The following is an 18,016-nucleotide window of genomic DNA, read 5'->3' as shown; positions in this document are numbered from 1 at the left end:
TGTTGCTCGAAGTAACCGGGACGGGCGCTTCGGCGCTGTTAGCTTGGCCGCTCCGTATCAGTCAGTTGAAGGGGCACCATCCATGGCATTGTCGTTCGGCCGCATGACCCGTCCCGTCGGGCTCGGGCTGGCCTTGGCGCTCGGCGCCGCGCTGTCCGTCGGAGTGGCCACGCAGGCTTCGGCCGGCACGTCCGCCCAGCAGCGGGTCAAGGTGCACGAGCTGGTGACGAAGGACGGCGGGTTCTTCTACACCGCCAGCGAGTCGGAGAAGCAGAACGCGATCACCAAGCACGGCTGGTCCACGACGCGGACGCCGCTGTACTACGTGTCGCGGGCGCCGTTCCCCGGCGGCAAGCCGCTCTACCGGCTGCGCTGGGACAAGAAGGCGTCCTACATCGTCACCGCCTCCGTGGCCGAGCGGGAGCGACTGGTGTCCTCGGGCGGCTTCCGTTACGACGGCATCCTCGGCTACGCGCCCGGCTCGGCCGGGGCCGGGGGCGAGGTGAAGGTGTTCCGCCTGGCGAACAACAACAAGTGGCGCCTGGCGATCGCGTCGCACACCGAGAAGATCCTGGCCAACGAGCCGGGGTGGAAGCTCGACGGGCCGCTGCTGTTCCAGTTCGCGCAGGCGGGCTGACCGGCCCTTTGGGCAGGGCGCGCCGGGGTCTCCCCGCCGCGCCCTGCGCCCTCTCCCGCCCCACACGCGACCGTCTCCCCCGTGGTCGCTTCCCCTCCGGCCGTTCCCCGTCCCCCGCGTGGTCGTTTCCCCGATTTCCCGCGCGCGACCGTTTCCCTCGTCCCCTGCGCGGGTGTTTCCGTTGGCCGCGTGGGCCGCTTCCCAGGTCAGGTGTGGCGGCGGAAGAGGTCGAGCAGTTCGTCGGCGCGGTGGGTGCGGGTGATCCAGACCTCGCGGCCCCGGCGCTCACGGTTGATCAGCCGGGCGGCCCGCAGCCGGTCGCAGTGGTAGGTGATGCTGCTGGGCGCGATCTTCATGTCGCTGGCCAGCATGCTCATGGTCATCGGCTCCCCGACCGCGCACAGCAGGTCCGCGCGCACCGGCCCCATCAGCGCCGACAACTCGTCGTGCGCCGGCGCCAGGGGCTGGCGCCACAGCGAATCCGCTCCCCGCACCGGGTAGGCGATCCACACCGCCTCCTCGTTGTCGAGGCTGACGATGACCGCGTCCCTGCCCGCCAGCATCGGCACCAGGACGATCTCCCGGTCGCCGAGGTCGTAGGTGCTGGATTCGACGTCGGAGATGAGCAGCCCGCGCTCGCCGTACTTGATGCGGTGGTTGAGCGAGCCGAGCAGCAGTTCCGGCCCGCCGCGCACGGTGGCCACGCCGACCCGCTGGATCTCCCGGTCGAGGAGGGGGCGGGCGCGTTTCCACAGCGGCTCCGCGCTCTGCCAGATGTCGGAGAGCGCCCCGGCGTAGCCGTGCAGCCATGGGACGGGGTGCTCGGCGGCCGAGCGCCAGTGCGGGGGCGGCGCTCCGCCGCCGAACGCCTGCTCCAGATCCTTGATCAGGTTGTCGGGCGGCAGGTCGCGCAGGGCGGTGATCTGGGCCTGCACGGAGACGTCCGCCCCGATGGGGGTGCGCGGGACGAGGCTGTCGGGGACCACGGAGTAGCCGGGGGCGGCCAGGGGCCGCACGGCCTGATGCCCCAGCCGGCTCACGCGGGAGGCCAGCGCCTTGCGCCAGAGCTCCGGCAGCCCTCGGCGGCGGCCCGCGAGCGCGTCGCTGATCATCGCCAGGGCGGTGAGATGAGGGGAGATCGAGATGGAGAGCTGAGGCGTGGAGGGCATGCGCAGTTCGCTCCACACAATGCTGCTAGTTACGTCGGCTCCTAGAGGTCGACTTCATCGATCAGGTAGTGATCCTCAACCTATTCGTGACGCTTTAGCGTGACTTTCAGTCCGGTTGCAGGGTTTCTCAAGGTCACAGCACCGGAGCAAGACCCCTGCCGTCGCGGGCGTGCCTCGGGGCCGCCGGCACCCCCATGCGGTTTATAACGGACATCACATCGGTATCTGGGGATATATCAGGAAAAGCAACTCTATTTTGCGTAGGTTATAACCCGTGATCGGGGAACCAGCGTCCGAGCCGTGGTACCGGCGGCGTGCGATGGCCGTGCTGCTCGCGCAGTCGGCGGGCACGCAGGTGGTCACGTTCGTGCTGCGGCCCACCATGTCCTACCGGGCGATCGAGCTCGACGTGCCGGCCGCCTGGCTGGGCGTGCTGGGCGCGAGCTTCGCCATCGCGCCGCTGCTGCTGGCCCTGCCCGCGGGGCACGCGGCCGACCGCTACGGCGAGCGGCGCATGGCCGTGGCCGGCGCGGTCCTGCTCACCGCGGCCAGCGTGGCGTTCCTGGCGTTCGGGCACTCCATCGCCGGGCTGGTCGCGGCCGGGGTCCTGCTCGGCACCGGCCATCTGGGCTGCGTCATCGCCCAGCAGGCGCTGGTGGCCAACACCACCAAGCGGGGCGGCCACGACACCGCCTTCGGCCACTACACCTTCGCCGCCTCGCTCGGCCAGGCGGCAGGCCCGGTGCTGATCGCGGCGTTCGGCGGGGAGCAGGCCATCCCCGACACCGACCGCATCTTCGGCTGGACCTGCGGCCTGGCCGTCCTGCTCGTCGTGCTGTCGGCGCTGCTGCGCCGCAGCCCGCGCCCCGACCCCCAGGACCGGGACGCGGCCATGAACGTGCGCTCCCTGCTCCGCCTGCCCGGCCTCCCCCACGCCCTGGTGACGAGCTGCATGGTGCTGGCGGCGGTCGACATCACCCTCGTCTACCTGCCCGCGCTCGGCACGGAACAGGGCCTCACCTCGGGCACGATCGGCCTGCTGCTGATCATCCGCGGCGCGTCGTCCATGGTGTCGCGCTTCTTCCTCGGCCGCCTCTCACGGGCCGTCGGCCGGCGCAGGCTGCTGATCAGCGCCACCGCGGCGGCGGCCGTGGCCATGCTGCTCACCTCGCTGCCCATGCCGGTGTGGCTGATGGCGCCCGTGCTGCTCGTGCTGGGGTTCGGGCTCGGGGTGGTGCAGCCGCTGACCATGTCGTGGATGGCCGAGTCCGCGCCGCCGGGGCTGCGCGGGCGGGCCATGTCGCTGCGGCTGGTCGGCAACCGCACCGGCCAGGTGCTCCTGCCCGGTGCGGCGGGGCTGGTGGCGGCGGGCATGGGCGCCGCCGGGGTGCTGCTGGTCACCGCGGTCGGGCTCGGCTTCGCGGGTGTGGCCGCCCGGCGACTGCCCGCCGACGGGACATAACCGGCGGTTATTCCGGCAGGTATTGGACGGTTCCACGGGCTGCGGACGAGCATGAGGGCTCAGCCGATCACATGGAGATATTTCATGACAGCAGAGCCGCAGCCGTCCCGGCGCACGATCCTCACGACCGGTACGACGGGCGCCGTGGCGCTGGCCGCAGGAACCCTGGGGGCCGCGCCCGCGCTGGCCAACACCCAGAACCCGCCCGAGCCCGCCACCGGCGGAGCCGACCGCCGGGGCAGGTTCGCCGGCAAGGTCGTGCTGATCACCGGGGCCACGTCCGGCATCGGGCAGGCCACGGCGTACGAGATGGCCCGCGAAGGCGCGCGGGTCTTCTTCTGCGGACGCCGCGAGGAACTCGGCCGCCGCCACGAACGCGAGATCCGCGGCTTCGGCGGCGAGGCCACGTACATGCGGGCCGACGTGTCGAAGAAGGCCGAGGTGCGGGCGTTCGTGAACGGATGCGTCAGCGCCTACGGGCGGATCGACATCGCCTTCAACAACGCCGGGATCGAGAGCCCCAAGGCCGCGCCCCTGCACGAGCAGACGCTGGACGACTTCGAGCAGGTCTGGCGCGTCAACGCGGCCGGGGTGTTCCTGTCGATGAAGTACGAGATCCCGCACATGCTGCGGCAGCGCGGCGGCGTCATCGTCAACACCGCGTCGATCTCCGCCGAGGTCGGCTTCGCCACGATCGCGCCCTACAACTCCAGCAAGCACGCGATCGCCTCACTGACCAAGGTCGCCGCGCTGGAGTACGCGGACAAGAACATCCGCGTCAACGCGCTGGCGCCGGGCGCGGTGGACACGCCGATGTTGCGGCGGGCCGCCGAGGCGTTCGGGATGACCTACGAGCAGATCGCGCAGGACTATCCGATCAGGCGCATCGTGCGGCCGCAGGAGATGGCGCGGGTGGTGATGTGGCTCGCGTCCGACGACGCGACCGCCGTGCTCGGCACCGACATCGACGCCTCCGGCGGTTATCTCACCGGTTGACCCGCCGCCGCGGAAACCGGCGGGCCCCCGCGTTCGTTGTGCCGGGTGACGGTAGATCATCGACCATTGGAGTGGCACCGTGGAAGTCACCGGCATCATCTCCGGTCTCATCATCGGCATCGTGATCGGCGCCCTCGGCCGGCTCGTCATACCGGGACGGCAGCGTATCCCCCTCTGGCTCACCATCGTGATCGGCGTGGTCGCCGCGATGGTCGGCACCGCCCTGGCGGGCGTGTTCGGGGTGGCGGACACGTCGGGGATCGACTGGGTCGAGCTCGGCATGCAGGTCGCGCTGGCCGCCCTCGGCGTCTCGGTGACGGCGGGCCTGTACGGCAGGCGCAAGGAGTAACAGCCATCCCGCCGACGGGCATCAGCGGGGATGCCCGTCAGCGGGACGGCCGGTGGTTCACCACTCGTCGTCGCCGCCTTCCTCCTCGTCCCCCTCGAAGACCTCCTCGATGATCTCGCCCGCCACGAGACCGCCCACCACGCCGGCGGCGCCCGCCGCGGCGACCGCGCCCCAGCCGGGCCCGCCGCCCTGGCGGTGGTGCTCGTCGTGGTGACCGTAGTGGTGAGGGCCGTGCGGCCCGCCGTGGTAGCCGTAGTCGTCGTGGTGACCGAACCCGCCGTGCGGGCCGCCGTGGTGGCCGAACCCGCCGTACTGGCTCAGGCTCTGCAGCCATCGGTCCAGCTCGCCCGCCCAGTCCGTACGCAGCGCGTCGTCGTGACCGACGTGGAAGCGGCCGATGGCGTCGCCCGAGGAGAAGTGGCCGGAGCGCTTGTCGGCCTCAAGGATCACCTCGAGCCCGGCCGGGTCGGCCACGAAGCTCACCTCGACCTCGCGCACGGTCGCGGAGTACTGGGCGGGCGCGTAGAACTCGATCTCCTGGTAGAAGGGCAGTTCCTGACGTACGCCGTACAGGTGCCCCGCTTCCAGATCGGCGGACTTGAAGGCGAAGCCGAGCTGCAGGAGCGCCTCCAGGATGCGCAACTGCGAGGGCAGCGGCTCGACGGCGACCATGTCGAGGTCGCCCTTGTCCACGGCCTTGGCGATGGACAGCTCGGTGCGCACGCCGACCGCCATGCCCGTCAGCGGCTGGCCGCCGATCTCGCTGATCGGCGTCTCCCACGGCACCGGCATGGTGAAGCCGAGCACGCGGTCTTCACCCTTGCGCAGCGTGAACGGGCCGGAGACCTGGGAGCGGGCGAACTCGCCGAGCCCCGATGACTCGCCCCCGCCGTGCTCGATCTCCACCTTGGCCACCAGGCCGAGGGTGATGTGCTCGATCTCGGCGTCGAAGTCGCCGCCCTTGAGCCGTACCTCCCCCGTCAGCATGCCGCCCGGCTTGGTCCGCGGAGTGGACAGCACGGTGTCCACCGAGGGCGCGCCGACGCCGAACGCACCCAGCATCCGTTTGAAGACCACGGCTCAGTTCTCCCGTCGAGATCGATGATGTGCCGCTGGCCCAACGATCAGTTATGAGGCCGAGTTCCTGCGCCAACCCGATTGCTATGCCTCACCCGCGTTCGAGGCCGCCGTTGTCCCGGACACGCTGGACAAAGCTACACATATGCTCGCGCAGCAGGTGGGCGGCGCCGTCGGCAGAGCCCGACTCGGCCGCCCGCAGGATCTCGCGGTGTTCTTCGGCCTCCCGCTCCCAGGTCGGCACCCGGTCCCAGGCCGCCGCCGAGATCAGGGCGGTCTGGTCGCGCAGGGAGTCGAGGGTGCTGACGAGCAGGGGGTTGCCGCAGCCGGCGTACAGGGTGCGATGGAAGTCGCGGTTGGCCAGGCTGCGGCCCGCGCGGTCGGGGGCGGCGTCGGCGCTGCGCAGGGCCTCGGCGGCGGGCGTCAGGTCGGCGCCGAGCCGGACCGTACGGGAGAGGGCCTCGGGTTCGAGCAGCACGCGCAGGTCGTAGACCGACTCCATGAGCGCGGTGTCGACCGTGCGCACCGACGCGCCCTTGTACTCGCTCATCGTGACCAGCCCGGCGCCGGCGAGGGTCTTGAGCGCCTCGCGTACGGGCGTCTTCGACACCCCGAGCTGCTGGGCCAGGTCGGTCTCGACGAGCGGCTGGCCGGGCTGGAGCGCGCCGGTCAGGATCGCGTGCTTGATCGCCTCCAGGACGACCGTGCCGCGCGAGGACATTGACCTGGGCTGACCGGCGAAGACGGGCGACGCGATGACCTCACTCATACCAACGAAGATATCTTACATCGCATCTCGTATATGACCGATATTTGCGTTACAGTCGCGTGAATTACGACTTCAGAAGGGAGACGGTTCCCCCTGGAGAGCCGGCCGGTGTGGCCCGCGGCCACGGACCACACCGGTAAGACGGCTCCGCTTTCCTTCACACCACGCATCGGACCGGACGGAGGCCCGGAGCACGCCGTTGGCGCGGCGTCGCCGGGCACGAGATCCGGCGGTCCCGCGTGGCCACTGCACTGACCTGCAGCATGGAGCTCGAATGCAGTCTAACTCCGCCACGCCTGCCCCTGCCGTGCCCGCGACGACGCGACGCGCACGGTCCCGCCTGCGCTGGACCATCATCGCCTTCTCCGGCGCCGGTCTGGCCATCGCCTACCTCGACCGGTCCAGTCTCAGCGTCGCCAGCACCTACATGCAGGACGAGCTGGGCTTCGACCAGACCACCAAGGGAATCCTCCTTTCATCATTCTTCTGGACATACGCCATCTTCCAGTTGCCTTCCGGCTGGCTGCTCGACAAGTTCGGGCCGCGTCTCGTCTACCCGATCGCCGTCGTGTGGTGGTCGATGTGGACCGCCGCCTCCGCCCTGGCCCAGGGCTTCACCTCGCTGCTGGTGACCCGGCTCGGCCTGGGCATGGGCGAGGCGCCCGTGCAGCCGGCCAACATCAAGGTGGTCGCCGCCTGGTTCCCGCGCAGGGAACGGGCGCTGGCCTCCAGCCTGTTCGACACCGGCCAGCAGGTCGGCGTCGCCCTGTCGGTGCCGGTGGTCACCGCGCTGATCGCCGGGTTCGGCTGGCGGGCGGCGTTCGTGGTGATCGGCGCCGTCGGCCTGGTCTGGGTGGTCGGCTGGCTGAAGATCTACCGGTCGCCGCAGGAGCATCCGCGCATCTCGCAGGCCGAACTCGACTACATCGAGGGCGGCGACGCGGCCGTGCCCGAGAGCGGGCAGAAGGTGAGCTGGCTGTCGCTGATGCGCTATCCCACGGTGTGGGGGCTGGTGCTCGGCTACATCTGCCGCTCGGCCACCGGCGCGTTCTTCCTGACCTGGTACCCGAGCTACCTCGTGGAGGACCGGGGCTTCACGATGCTGGAGCTGGGCGTGTTCGGCTCCATCCCGGCCCTGCTCGGCGTCGGCGCCACGATCGCGGGCGGCGCGTTCTCCGACTGGCTCGTTCGCCGCGGCGTCCCCATCTCCCGCGCCCGCAAGATCCCCATCATCACCGGCATGCTGCTGGCCTCCACGATCGCGCTGACGACGTTCGTGGACGGCAACGTCGCCGTCATGGTCCTGCTGTCGATCAGCAACTGCGCCCACTCCTTCGCCGGCGCCGCCATCCTGAGCCTGCCTGCCGAGGTCTCGCCGTCGCCGTCGGTGATCGGCTCGATCGCCGGCTTCCAGAACTTCGGCTCCCAGATCGGCAACATCATCAGCCCGATCCTCATCGGGTTCTTCCTGACGCTGAGCGGCGACTCCTACACGGGCCCGATGTTGTTCGCCGGGGCGATGGCCATCCTCGGCACGCTGATCTACGGCTTCGTGGTGCGGATCCGGCCGCTGAACGAGAGCCTTCCCGCAGAGAGCAGAGGTTGACCGATGCGTTCACTGATCGAGAAGCTGGCCGACGTCGCGGCCGTCACCGTGACGCCGTTCGACGCCTCCGGCGGCGTCGACCTCGACGCCAACGCCAAGCTGGTGCGCCGACTGGCCGACGCCGGCGTGCGGGTGATCACCCCGAACGGCAACACCGGCGAGTTCTACGCGCTCACCCCCGCCGAGCGGCGCCAGGTCCTGGAGTCGACCGTGGCCGCGGCGGGAGAGGACGCCGACGTGCTCGCCGGGGTCGGCCTGGACGTGGGCTCGGCCGTCGAGTCCGCCCGGCACGCCCGCGACCTCGGCGTGCGGATGGTGATGGTGCACCAGCCCGTGCATCCGTACCTGTCGATGGACGGCTGGGTCGACTACCACCGCCAGATCGCCGACGCCGTCCCCGACGTGGGCCTGGTGCTCTACATCCGCAGCCCGCGCGTGTCGGGGGCCGAGCTGGCGCGGCTGGCCGACGCGTGCCCGAACGTCGTCGGCGTCAAGTACGCCGTGCCCGACCCGGTGCGCTTCGCCTCCGTCGCCAGGGACGCGGGGCTGGAGCGGTTCGCCTGGTTGTGCGGGCTGGCCGAGCCGTACACGCCGGCGTACTGGGCGGTCGGGGCCCGCGGCTTCACCTCGGGGCTGGTCACCGCGGCGCCGGAGCTGACGCTGCGGATGCGCGACGCGCTGCGGGACGGCGACTTCGGCGCGGCCATGCGGGTGTGGGAGCTGATCAGGCGCTTCGAGGAGCTGCGCGGCGCGGACGGCTCGGCCGACAACGTGGCGGTCGTCAAGGAGGCGCTCGCCCAGCTCGGGCTCTGCCGGCGCGACACGCGACCACCGAGCCGGCCTCTGCCTGAGGCCGTCCGGGAGGAGGTGGCGGCCATCCTGGCCACCTGGAACGGAGGAGAGCGATGAAGATCACCGCATTGCGGACGTTCATGCAGCGGGTCGCCGAGCGGCCGCGCCTGCTCGTGAAGATCGAGACCGACGAGGGGGTGTCCGGCTGGGGCGAGGCCTACAACCATGGGCCCGACCATGCGCTGATCCCGGTGCTGGAGTACATGTTCCGGCAGATCGAGGGGGTGGATCCGCGGCGGGTCGAGTACGTGGTGCGACGGTTGCTGCAGGAGGCGCGTTTCCCGCCGGGGGCCATCGGGCTGGCGGCCATCGCAGCCATCGACCAGGCTTTGTGGGATATTTCAGGAAAAGCGGCGGGGTTGCCTGTCTACATGCTGCTCGGCGGGAACGTCCGCGACCGCGTCCCCGTCTACTGCGGCGTCTACACAGCGCCCGACCCGCCCGCCTGCCGCGACCTCACCCAGGAGATGAACGACAGGTACGGCTTCACCGCCTTCAAGCTCAGCCCTTACCGGCGCGACCTCTACTCCGGCCGCTGGGGCAACGTGTGCAAGGAGGCGGCCGACTACTTCGCCGAGATCCGCTCGATCAGCCCGCCCGAGTGGGAGTTCGCCTTCGAGGCCCACGCCCGGATCTTCGAGCCGCGCCAGGCCGTCCAACTCGGCAACGCGCTGGCGCCCTACGATCCGCTCTGGTTCGAGGAGCCCATCAGGCCCGAGTACCTCCCGGCCTGGGGACACCTGCGCTCCCAGCTCGACGTGCCGCTGGCCACGGGCGAGTCGCTGTTCCTGCCGCAGGACTTCCTGGCCCTGCTCACGGCCGGCGGCGCCGACATCGTCCAGCCGGACGTGTGCGTGGTCGGCGGCCTGGCGCAACTGCGCAGGATCGCCGCGATCGCCGAGGCCCACTTCGTCAGCGTGGCCCCGCACAACCCGATGGGGCCGCTGGCCACCGCCGTGAACGTGCACTTCGCGGCCGTGCACCACGGGCTCAAGCTGGTGGAGTACAAGCCGTGCGAGACCACGTGGTGCCCTGATCCTTACCTGCCGGTGGACGGCCACCTGGAGCTGCGCCCCGACCGGCCAGGATGGGGCGTGGAGATCGACGAGTCGGCCCTGGGAACCGACGACTACGTGCACTGGGAGCGCGTCCTGCCCATCCGTCCCGACGGCTCGACCGGCTACGTGTGAGCCTCACCACTCGAACCGCTCGATGAACAGCCGCCTGGCCGGCACGCCGTGCGCCCGCAGATCCCGGACCATCGACGCGACGAACCCCGGGCTGCCGCAGACGAAGTACGCGGTGTCCTCGGTCGCGTCCCGGGTGACGCGGGCCGCGGTGAGCCGGTCGGGCGCCGGCGCGGGGACGTAGCGCGGGCCGAGACGGTGAGCGAGGTCGTAGGCGAAAACGGCCTCCTCCGGGTGGCGGACCGCGTGGTAGAGCGCGGCGTCCGGGTGCCGCGCCGCCAGATCGACGAACGGCGTGACGCCGATCCCGCCCGCCACCAGCACCACCGGGCCGTCGTCGAGCTGGGCCTCGCGGGTGAAGGCGCCGTACGGGCCGTCCACGCGGACCGTCGCGCCCACGGGCAGCTCGCGCAGCCGGGCCGTGAACGGACCCGCGTCCTTGATCGCGAAAACCAGCTCGCCGGTGGCCTCGTCGGCGTACACCACGCTGAACGGGTGCGACCTGGCCAGGGTCGCGACGCGCAGATGGCAGAACTGTCCGGGCAGCGGCCTGATCCGCCGCCCGCGCGACACCAGCCGGTACACGGTCACGCCCGCCGAGACCCGTTCGACGGCGGCCAGCCGGTAGCGGGGCGCGAGCAGCGGGCTGAGCAGCCGCCACGCCGCCACGACCGCGAACGTCCCCGCCAGCACCAGCCAGTACGCCCGCAGCCACGGCAGCTCCACCAGGAACGTGCCGATGCCGTAGGCGTGCAGGAACACCAGCGCCACCAGCGGATAGGACAGGTAGTGCACGCGCTGCCAGAGCCCGTGCCTGGCGGCGGCGCGCAGCAGCGTGCTGCTCAGCCACAGCACCAGGAACATCATCAGCGCCAGGCGGCCCAGGGAGGTGTAGGTGGACTCGACCCAGGTGAAATCGATCAGGACGAGGTACGTCAGGTCGTGGCGGTCGGCGGTCATCTCCAGGAGCGGGTGCAGGAAGACGAAGAACGCGCCGCCCGCGCCCAGCCAGGCGTGGACCGCCATGATCCGTCCCCTGTCGGCGGACAGCCACCTGGAGACCTGGCGGGCGCCCAGCAGGACCTGCCACCACATGGCCAGCGCGCCCAGCATCCCTGCCACTCCCGCCGCGCCCGGGAGCGGGCCGCCCACCAGGTCCGGGTGAAGGAGGGGGTAGGCGAAGGGGAGCGCGGAGACGGCGATGGCCGCGATCAACCACCCGATCCGCAACGGCCGCACCCGCTCCCCCCTCCGCCGGTTTCCGCCCCTCAGACCCCTCTGGCCAGATTCGTCCCCCCGACGACCCTGATCACTCCTGCGCCGGGTCCCGTTTCTCCGGCCCCGCTCGCCTCTGCCTTCTTCCCCGCTCCCGCGCTCCTGGTCAACGCCGCGCGGATCGGCGTCCGCACGGCCAGGGGGCGCACCCGCCAGGGTCATGAACCCTCCTTCGTCGGGCCCATGTTTCCCTGCTTACCGATGACCTCGACAAGCTCGGTCATGGGCCGCCCTCCGTCGTCGTGCCGTCGCGGTCCACCGTGATCCAGCGGGCCGACGGGTCGCGGGAGGCCAGCCAGGCCGGGCCGGCCGCCGTGCCGAGGATGACGACGCATTTGGCGTACACCTCGGCCGAGGCGAGGTCGGCGGTGACGACGGTCGCCTGGAGGCAGTCGGACGCGCTCGGCAGCCCCGTACGAGGATCGATCAGGTGATGCATCCGCCGCCCGCCTTCATCGTCCCAGCTCCTGCGGACGACGCTGCTGGTGGCGACGGCGGTGAGCCCGGCGGGCGGTTCGAGCGTGGCCACGGGCGTGCCCCCGAGCGGGTGCTCGACCCCGATCCGCCACGGCGGGTCAGAAGGGGAACGCCAGCAGGCCAGGTCGCCTCCGGCGTCGATCAGCCCTCGTCCCACGCCTTGGGAGCGCAGCGTGTCGGCGGCCCGCTGCACGCTCCAGCCCTTGACGAAACCGCCGAGGTCCACCCCCAGGCCGCCGCGCAGCCGCACCGTCCGCCGGTCGAAGTCGATCTCGGCCCGCGGCTGTCCCGGGGTCCGCGCCACCGCGGCGCGCGGGTCGGCGGGCGTGTACCCGATGCGGGCCATGTCGGCGGCCAGCCACGGCGAGAACAGCCCGCCGCTCCCCTCCTGGTGCCGCACCGCCTCGGCCAGCGCGACCAGGAACAGCTCCGACACCTCGACGGCCTCGCCCCCGTTGACCCGTCCGGTGTCGCTGTCGCCCAGGAACCGGCTGAAGGTGCGCTCCACCCGCCGTAACCACGCGAAGACGGTCGCCGCGTCGGAGGGCACGAGCCCGGCCAGGAAGACCTGGGTGCCCATGATGTGTTCGCGCACGGCTCACGACCCTCGCGTGAAGGTCGTGATCAGCGCCTGGTCCAGCGGCTCCCCCGGCTGGAAGGAGGCCCTGACGTTCTCGATCATGCCCGACTCGGCCCGAGCCGACGCGGGGAGGTACTCGACCCTGGCCTGTGAGGAGTCCTCGGCCTCCCCGAGCGTGATCGTGCCGGTGAACAGCACGCGGTTCTCCCAGAGCAGGTTGCCCTCGACGCGGTAGACGTACCTGCCCGCGGGCACGGCCCGGCCCTCGCGGTCGGTGCCGTCCCAGTAGAGACTCTGCTCGCCGCTGTCCTGGGCGGGCCTGCTGGCGCGGCGGATCTCCGTCTCCGAGGCCGACTCCCAGCCGGAGGTCTCCCGCCACAGGGGCAGCGACATCGGCCGCCGCACGTAGCCGCCGTTGGCGGTGTAGCTGGTGGCGAAGAGCGTACGGACGTAGCGGCCGTGCTCGTCCTCGATCCAGACGGCGAGCTGGTTGCTGGCGTGCTGGGGCAGCCGGGTGAGCCGGTAGTCGACGCGGACCAGGCCGAGCGTTTCCACCGCGGGCTCGGGTGCGGTGGACCGCGCGGGCGCGGCGGGCGCGGCCGCGGCGGGCGGCGTGACCGGCTGTCCGTACAGAAGCTCGGCGCCGGTGGCGGCGACGGCCACCCCGCTGATCACCACGATCGGCACTACCAGTCGTATGGTCTTGTCAGGCACCGGCGCTGCGATTCCTTCCCCCGTGGTCCGCTTGTGCGGGGACGAGCCTAGGAAGACCTCCCGAAAAGCCGTGTAAAACCATCTCTGTTGACGAGTGCGCTCCGTGAGCGGAATCTGGCGGCGTGGTGACTTCCCGGTCGACAACCGCTCCCCCGACATCGCCGCTGCTGGAGCGCATCCGGCGCGGCATCATCGGCGAAGACGAGGTACTGGACGGCCCCTACGGCCCGCGTCGCATCACCTACGCCGACTACACCGCTTCAGGCCGGTCCCTGGACTTCGTCGAGGACTTCATCCGCCACCAGGTGCTCCCCCTCTACGCCAACACCCACACCGAGAGCTCGGGCACGGGCCTGCAGACGAGCCGATTACGCGAGCAGGCCCGCCGTGCCGTCCACGAGGCTGTGGGCGGCGGGCCCGACGACGTGGTGATCTTCTGCGGGTCCGGCTCGACGGGCGCGGTGAACAAGCTCATCGGCATCCTGGAGCTGCGCATCCCCGACGGGCCGGCCCGCAGGCACGGGCTGCTGGAGCGGATCGGGGAGCGTCCGGTGGTGTTCGTGGGGCCGTACGAGCATCACTCCAACGAGCTGCCCTGGCGTGAGACCATCGCCGAGACCGTGGTCATCGGCGAGGACGCCGACGGCCACATCGACTGCGACGACCTGCGCGCCCAGCTCGAACGCCACTCCGGCCGGCCGCTGCTCATCGGCAGCTTCTCGGCGGCCTCGAACGTGACCGGCATCCTGTCCGACGCCGACCGCATCGCGGAGCTGCTGCACGAGCACGGCGCGCTGTCGTTCTGGGACTACGCGGCGGCAGGCCCGTACGTGCCGATCAGGATGGCCGCCGGCGGGCCGGGACGCGCGGACCACAAGGACGCGATCTTCCTGTCGCCGCACAAGTTCGTCGGCGGGCCGCAGACCCCCGGGGTGCTGGTGGTGCGGCGCGAGCTGGTGCGCAACCGGGTGCCGACGGCGCCGGGCGGCGGCACGGTGCTGTTCGTGGACCCGGCGCGGCACCGCTATCTGGACGATCCCGTGGCGCGCGAGGAGGGCGGCACCCCGGCCATCATCGAGTCGATCAGGGCGGGGCTGGTCTTCGGGCTCAAGCAGGCCGTGGGCACGGACCTGATCCAGGCCCGCGAGGAACGGTTCTGGCAGCGGGCGCTGGATCGGTGGGGGCGCGACCCGCGCATCGACATCCTCGGCGACCGGCGCTCGCGGCGGTTGTCGATCGTCTCGGTCCGTATCCGGGCCGGGGAGCTGTTCCTGCACCACAACTACGTGGTGGCGGTGCTGAACGACCTGTTCGGCATCCAGGCCAGGGGCGGCTGCTCGTGCGCGGGCCCCTACGGTCACCGGTTGCTGGCCATCGACTCGGCGCGGTCGCTGGAGTTCCAGGAGGAGATCGGGCACGGCTGCGAGGGGATCAAGCCGGGATGGGTGCGGGTGAACTTCAACTACTTCATCTCCGACGCCGTCTGCGACTTCCTCATCGACGCCGTCGAGTTGATCGCGGCCAAGGGGCACCGGCTGCTCACCGACTACCGCTTCGATCCGCGCACCGGGCTGTGGCGGCACCGTGACGGGCCCGCCGAGCCGCCGCTGCGCCTGTCCGATCTGTCGTACGGGCCGCTCGGCGTGCCGCCGCGCCGGCGCGCGGGCGAGGACGCGCTGCCGGGCTACCTCGACCAGGCGCGTGAGCTGCTGGACGGGCGGCCCGACGAGATCGACGCGCATCCGCCGGGGCTTTCCGGGGAGTTCGAGCGGCTGCGCTGGTTCCCGCTGCCCGCCGCCTGCCTCGCCTAGCTTGTCCGGCACCGATCGTCATCCGGAAAGCGGGCTGCTCCGTAGAACAGAGGGCGTTCCATAACGATTGGCTGTGAAGCATGTCTTCCTTTATGCCCCCGATGCGCCGCCCGTGGAACGCTACATGCGGCATCGGGGCCGTCCGGGTCGGGTGAGGATCACGTGAGATCGAGCACCATGAGATTGGCACTGCGGGCAGCCGTGGCCCTCGCCGTGGCACTGGCCCTGGCCGGCTGCTCCGGCGCGGGCCGGCAGGAAACGCCCGCACAGCCCGCGCAGCCTCCGCGGGCGTCGTCCGCGGCGCCGGGGATCGAGCCCGGTTGGCCCCGCTGGGGGTTCACGCACACGGGCATCAGCGCCAACAACCTCACCCAGCGGTTCGAGGACCACGTCGCCGGGCAGCTCTCGCGTACGCCGCTGCTGCAGAACCAGCACATCATGGGCTTCGGCGCGCTCAACCCCGAGCCGTACCCGGGGCAGTACCACTGGGACGACCTCGACAGCCGCGTGAACCTCATGAAGCACTCCGGCGGCATCCCGGTCATCACCCTGTGCTGCGCCCCCGACTGGATGAAGGGCGGCCCGCAGGGGCCCACCGAGGAGTCGGCCTGGCGCGACCATCTGGAGGACGCCCCCTACCCCGAGCACTTCGACGACTTCGCCCGGCTCGCGGCGGCCGTGGCCTCCCGCTACACGGACGTCAAGTACTTCATGGTCTGGAACGAGCTCAAGGGCTTCTGGAAGAACCACGCCGAGCCCGCCGACGTCAAGGGCTACACCGAGCTGTACAACAAGGTCTACGAGGCGGTGAAGAAGGCCCGGCCCGACGCGCTGATCGGCGGCCCTTACCTGGGCTTCGACAGCAACAGGTCCGGCGACTCCGAGCTGCGCGGCGACTGGGGCGTGGTCAACCAGCACGTGCTGGACGCCTTCGACTACTGGTTCGAGCACAAGAAGGGCGCCGACTTCGTCGTGGTCGACGGCGCCTCGCCCACCGACGCCCACGAGCTGCTGCCGGACGCGTTCGGCGCGCTCGCGAAGTTCGGCGCGGTCACCAAGTGGCTGCGCGACAAGGCCGGCGACCTGCCGGTGTGGTGGTCGGAGTGGTACATCGTGCCCGAGGACGGCACCACGTGGGCCGAGCCCAAGCGGCTGGCCGTGCAGGCGGCCTCGATGATGGAGTTCGTCAGGAGCCAGGCCGCCACCGTCCTGTACTGGAACCCGCAGGCCAAGGAGGGCGCCTGCCGCGGCTGCCTGTGGGATCCGCGCACGGGGGCGCAGACGCCGACGGGGAAGCTGCTGAGCGACTTCGCCCGGTGGTTCCCCTCCGGGATACCGCTGGACGAGCTCACCTCCTCCGAACCCGAGGTCCGGGTGCTGGCGCAGCCGGAGCGGATGGTGCTCGTCAACACGACCGACGGGGCGGTCACCACGACCGTGGACGGCCGCGAGTTCGCCCTCAAGCCGTACGAGGTGAAGTGGAGCGGCCGCTAGCCGCCGCACGGCCGAGATCGTACCGAACGGTACGCCCCAACCCTTCTTTTACCGGTATTTGTCGATCATATGTTTGGCCCGCCCCCTGCCCCCGCCTATGGTCGCGAGCATGGACACACCAGTAGACGGCGAGCGAGAGCTGATCCTGCGGGTGGCGACCGGCCTGTTCGCCGGGCTTGGCTACGACACCACCTCCGTCGAGCAGATCGCCGAGGCCGCCGGGGTGCGTCCGGCGGCCGTGTATGGCCACTTCACGGACAAGAGGCGGCTCTACCTGGCGGTCATGGAGCGGGCGCACCGAGTCCTGGCGGCCGTCATCGAGCCGCGCTCCGACGAGTTGCGGGAGGCGCCGCCCGAGAGGAAGGCCGAGGCGCTGCACCGGTTCGTGGACGGATACCTGGACCTGTGCGCGGAACATCCCGAAGTCCCGCAGCTATGGGCGCACCGGTGGATGTCCGACGCCAGCGACATCGTGGACCTGGAGCCGCGCAGCGCCCAGCCGCTCACGCAGTACGCCGTGGACGGCGTCGCCTCCGTGGCCAAGCCGGCCAACCTCGACCCGCTCTTCGTCACCTACACGATCATCTGGTGCGTGCAGGGGTTCGCGATGAGCGGGGCGCTCGACGGGACGGGGCAGCGGCGCGGGGTCGAGGACGCCCGGATGACGCAGCGTTTCCGCGCCCACATGCACCAGTTGCTCGACCGCGCGCTCGAACTCCCGTCCCGCTGAGACCCGCGAGCGGACGCGGGCTTTCTGTGTACGCCTCAATGATCCACATCCTGCGCCCCCTTGCTTGGAATGCCTGCTCCGACCGACCGTAAATGATCGACGGCGCGATTCGAAAATCCCGAAAATGAGGGCTGCGCAGGCTCAGGCGTCTCGTCTGGCGAACGTGCCCGCGGCGCAGGCCAGCGCGACCGCCAGCCACGCCCCCAGCACCAGCCCGCCCTCCAGCGGCGTCAGCCCCGGCCCCTGCTGGTACATGCGCGCCCCCGCCGCACCCGGCAGGTAGTCGGCCAGGGTTGTGACATGCCGAAGGACCGGCGGCAGCACCAGGACCAGCACGAGCAGGCCGCCGAGCGCGCCGATGACCTCCCTGGTGAGGGTCGCCGCCGCCACCCCGAGCAGGCCGATCATCACCAGGTAGGCGGCGGCGCGCAGCAGGCCGGCGACGTCCACATCAGGAGGCGGCGCGTCGTCGGCGAGGCGGGCGGCGAGCAGAGCGCCGGTGACCGCGAGCAGGGCGGTAAAAGACGCGACGACCAGGTACGCGATGAGCTTTCCCGCCATCAGCGGCATCCGCCCCGGGACGGCGGCGAGCGTCGTGCGGATCTGGCTCCCGGCGTACTCGGACGCGACCGCCAGGACGCCGAGCACGAGCAGGCCGGCCTGGGCGTAATCGACGCTCCTGAGCGCGGACGCCATCGCGGACGGCGGCCCGGCGGCGAGGACGGCGGCGAGCCCGGCCGGGAGGAGGACGGTCGCGCAGACCGCGGCGAGCGCGCCCGGGAGGGTGCCGAGCTTGATCAGTTCGGCGGCGACGGTGTTGCGCAGGGTCAT

17 protein-coding genes are annotated in these 18,016 nt (G+C 71.1%); 10 read left to right on the top strand and 7 right to left on the bottom strand.

The annotated features are described in order from the left end of the window. The first annotated feature begins 82 nt into the window (after positions 1-82). On the top strand, positions 83-637 hold the full coding sequence (locus tag ACFOY2_RS19105) for a hypothetical protein (RefSeq protein ID WP_379529404.1): 555 nt from the start codon (positions 83-85) through the stop codon (positions 635-637). A gap of 206 nt (positions 638-843) precedes the next feature. Here the strand turns inward: ACFOY2_RS19105 and ACFOY2_RS19100 are convergent, their stop codons facing one another. Continuing rightward, on the bottom strand, positions 844-1,806 hold the full coding sequence (locus tag ACFOY2_RS19100) for an ArsR/SmtB family transcription factor (RefSeq protein WP_379529403.1): 963 nt from the start codon (positions 1,804-1,806) through the stop codon (positions 844-846). A gap of 274 nt (positions 1,807-2,080) precedes the next feature. Between ACFOY2_RS19100 and ACFOY2_RS19095 the strand changes: the two genes are divergently transcribed. The 3 genes from ACFOY2_RS19095 to ACFOY2_RS19085 all read left to right on the top strand — a co-directional run bounded on the left by ACFOY2_RS19095 (position 2,081) and on the right by ACFOY2_RS19085 (position 4,613). After that, the gene (locus ACFOY2_RS19095; RefSeq protein WP_379529402.1) at positions 2,081-3,268 is read left to right on the top strand and encodes an MFS transporter; all 1,188 of its coding nucleotides are present in this window, start codon (positions 2,081-2,083) and stop codon (positions 3,266-3,268) included. A gap of 84 nt (positions 3,269-3,352) precedes the next feature. Continuing rightward, positions 3,353-4,264: an SDR family NAD(P)-dependent oxidoreductase gene (locus ACFOY2_RS19090; protein ID WP_379529401.1), complete on the top strand. Its 912-nt coding sequence runs from the start codon at positions 3,353-3,355 to the stop codon at positions 4,262-4,264. Positions 4,265-4,343: 79 nt separating this feature from the next. Further along, positions 4,344-4,613, top strand: coding sequence for a GlsB/YeaQ/YmgE family stress response membrane protein (locus ACFOY2_RS19085; RefSeq protein WP_379529400.1), 270 nt, complete (start codon positions 4,344-4,346; stop codon positions 4,611-4,613). Between the two features lie 57 nt (positions 4,614-4,670). Here ACFOY2_RS19085 and ACFOY2_RS19080 read toward each other — a convergent pair whose 3' ends face one another. Both ACFOY2_RS19080 and ACFOY2_RS19075 read right to left on the bottom strand, forming a co-directional pair. Next, positions 4,671-5,690, bottom strand: a complete 1,020-nt coding sequence (locus ACFOY2_RS19080) for a sporulation protein (protein WP_379529399.1) — start codon at positions 5,688-5,690, stop codon at positions 4,671-4,673. Positions 5,691-5,781: 91 nt separating this feature from the next. Then, positions 5,782-6,459 carry a GntR family transcriptional regulator gene (locus ACFOY2_RS19075; RefSeq protein WP_379529398.1) on the bottom strand — a complete coding sequence of 226 codons (678 nt, stop codon included), beginning with the start codon at positions 6,457-6,459 and terminating at the stop codon, positions 5,782-5,784. Positions 6,460-6,733: 274 nt separating this feature from the next. Here ACFOY2_RS19075 and ACFOY2_RS19070 point away from each other — a divergent pair, with 274 nt between their 5' ends. The 3 genes from ACFOY2_RS19070 to ACFOY2_RS19060 are packed head-to-tail and all read left to right on the top strand — an operon-like array spanning position 6,734 to position 10,107. After that, on the top strand, positions 6,734-8,065 hold the full coding sequence (locus ACFOY2_RS19070; RefSeq protein WP_379529397.1) for an MFS transporter: 1,332 nt from the start codon (positions 6,734-6,736) through the stop codon (positions 8,063-8,065). A gap of 3 nt (positions 8,066-8,068) precedes the next feature. Next, positions 8,069-8,974 carry a dihydrodipicolinate synthase family protein gene (locus ACFOY2_RS19065; RefSeq protein ID WP_379529396.1) on the top strand — a complete coding sequence of 302 codons (906 nt, stop codon included), beginning with the start codon at positions 8,069-8,071 and terminating at the stop codon, positions 8,972-8,974. Then, positions 8,971-10,107, top strand: a complete 1,137-nt coding sequence (locus tag ACFOY2_RS19060) for a mandelate racemase/muconate lactonizing enzyme family protein (protein WP_357825747.1) — start codon at positions 8,971-8,973, stop codon at positions 10,105-10,107. Before ACFOY2_RS19065 ends, ACFOY2_RS19060 begins: the two co-directional genes overlap by 4 nt. 3 nt (positions 10,108-10,110) lie before the next feature. Here the strand turns inward: ACFOY2_RS19060 and ACFOY2_RS19055 are convergent, their stop codons facing one another. The 3 genes from ACFOY2_RS19055 to ACFOY2_RS19045 all read right to left on the bottom strand — a co-directional run bounded on the left by ACFOY2_RS19055 (position 10,111) and on the right by ACFOY2_RS19045 (position 13,150). Further along, the gene (locus tag ACFOY2_RS19055) at positions 10,111-11,343 is read right to left on the bottom strand and encodes a ferric reductase-like transmembrane domain-containing protein (protein WP_379529395.1); all 1,233 of its coding nucleotides are present in this window, start codon (positions 11,341-11,343) and stop codon (positions 10,111-10,113) included. 256 nt (positions 11,344-11,599) lie between these two features. Then, positions 11,600-12,451, bottom strand: a complete 852-nt coding sequence (locus ACFOY2_RS19050) for an FAD:protein FMN transferase (protein WP_379529394.1) — start codon at positions 12,449-12,451, stop codon at positions 11,600-11,602. A 3-nt stretch (positions 12,452-12,454) separates the two neighbouring features. Next, entirely contained in the window at positions 12,455-13,150 is a 696-nt protein-coding gene (locus tag ACFOY2_RS19045; protein WP_379529393.1) for a DUF2271 domain-containing protein, read from the bottom strand. Positions 13,151-13,272: 122 nt separating this feature from the next. Here ACFOY2_RS19045 and ACFOY2_RS19040 point away from each other — a divergent pair, with 122 nt between their 5' ends. From ACFOY2_RS19040 to ACFOY2_RS19030, 3 genes are all read left to right on the top strand, one after another. Beyond that, positions 13,273-14,961 (top strand): aminotransferase class V-fold PLP-dependent enzyme, encoded by a 1,689-nt coding sequence (locus tag ACFOY2_RS19040; RefSeq protein WP_379529392.1) that lies wholly within the window; start codon positions 13,273-13,275, stop codon positions 14,959-14,961. A 177-nt stretch (positions 14,962-15,138) separates the two neighbouring features. Beyond that, positions 15,139-16,455: a xylan 1,4-beta-xylosidase gene (locus ACFOY2_RS19035; protein ID WP_379529391.1), complete on the top strand. Its 1,317-nt coding sequence runs from the start codon at positions 15,139-15,141 to the stop codon at positions 16,453-16,455. Positions 16,456-16,564: 109 nt separating this feature from the next. Continuing rightward, positions 16,565-17,185 (top strand): TetR/AcrR family transcriptional regulator, encoded by a 621-nt coding sequence (locus ACFOY2_RS19030; RefSeq protein ID WP_379529390.1) that lies wholly within the window; start codon positions 16,565-16,567, stop codon positions 17,183-17,185. Positions 17,186-17,326: 141 nt separating this feature from the next. On the opposite strand, the gene ACFOY2_RS19025 is transcribed toward ACFOY2_RS19030, so the two are convergent. After that, positions 17,327-18,016, bottom strand: a complete 690-nt coding sequence (locus ACFOY2_RS19025; protein WP_379529389.1) for an ABC transporter permease — start codon at positions 18,014-18,016, stop codon at positions 17,327-17,329.

Origin of the sequence: Nonomuraea purpurea, assembly GCF_042650645.1 — a bacterium.
Lineage (GTDB): Bacteria > Actinomycetota > Actinomycetes > Streptosporangiales > Streptosporangiaceae > Nonomuraea > Nonomuraea purpurea.
The sequence above is the reverse complement of the archived record's forward strand: the minus strand, read 5'-3'. Positions and strand labels throughout refer to the sequence as shown.

What these genes read in the sequence shown, in the direction of transcription:
- ACFOY2_RS19075 (WP_379529398.1), bottom strand. Translation starts at nt 6,459, where the DNA reads ATGAGTGAGGTCATCGCGTCGCCCGTCTTCGCCGGTCAGCCCAGGTCA.
- ACFOY2_RS19105 (WP_379529404.1), top strand. Translation starts at nt 83, where the DNA reads ATGGCATTGTCGTTCGGCCGCATGACCCGTCCCGTCGGGCTCGGGCTG.
- ACFOY2_RS19060 (WP_357825747.1), top strand. Translation starts at nt 8,971, where the DNA reads ATGAAGATCACCGCATTGCGGACGTTCATGCAGCGGGTCGCCGAGCGG.
- ACFOY2_RS19070 (WP_379529397.1), top strand. Translation starts at nt 6,734, where the DNA reads ATGCAGTCTAACTCCGCCACGCCTGCCCCTGCCGTGCCCGCGACGACG.
- ACFOY2_RS19035 (WP_379529391.1), top strand. Translation starts at nt 15,139, where the DNA reads ATGAGATTGGCACTGCGGGCAGCCGTGGCCCTCGCCGTGGCACTGGCC.
- ACFOY2_RS19025 (WP_379529389.1), bottom strand. Translation starts at nt 18,016, where the DNA reads ATGACCCTGCGCAACACCGTCGCCGCCGAACTGATCAAGCTCGGCACC.
- ACFOY2_RS19100 (WP_379529403.1), bottom strand. Translation starts at nt 1,806, where the DNA reads ATGCCCTCCACGCCTCAGCTCTCCATCTCGATCTCCCCTCATCTCACC.
- ACFOY2_RS19090 (WP_379529401.1), top strand. Translation starts at nt 3,353, where the DNA reads ATGACAGCAGAGCCGCAGCCGTCCCGGCGCACGATCCTCACGACCGGT.
- ACFOY2_RS19030 (WP_379529390.1), top strand. Translation starts at nt 16,565, where the DNA reads ATGGACACACCAGTAGACGGCGAGCGAGAGCTGATCCTGCGGGTGGCG.
- ACFOY2_RS19065 (WP_379529396.1), top strand. Translation starts at nt 8,069, where the DNA reads ATGCGTTCACTGATCGAGAAGCTGGCCGACGTCGCGGCCGTCACCGTG.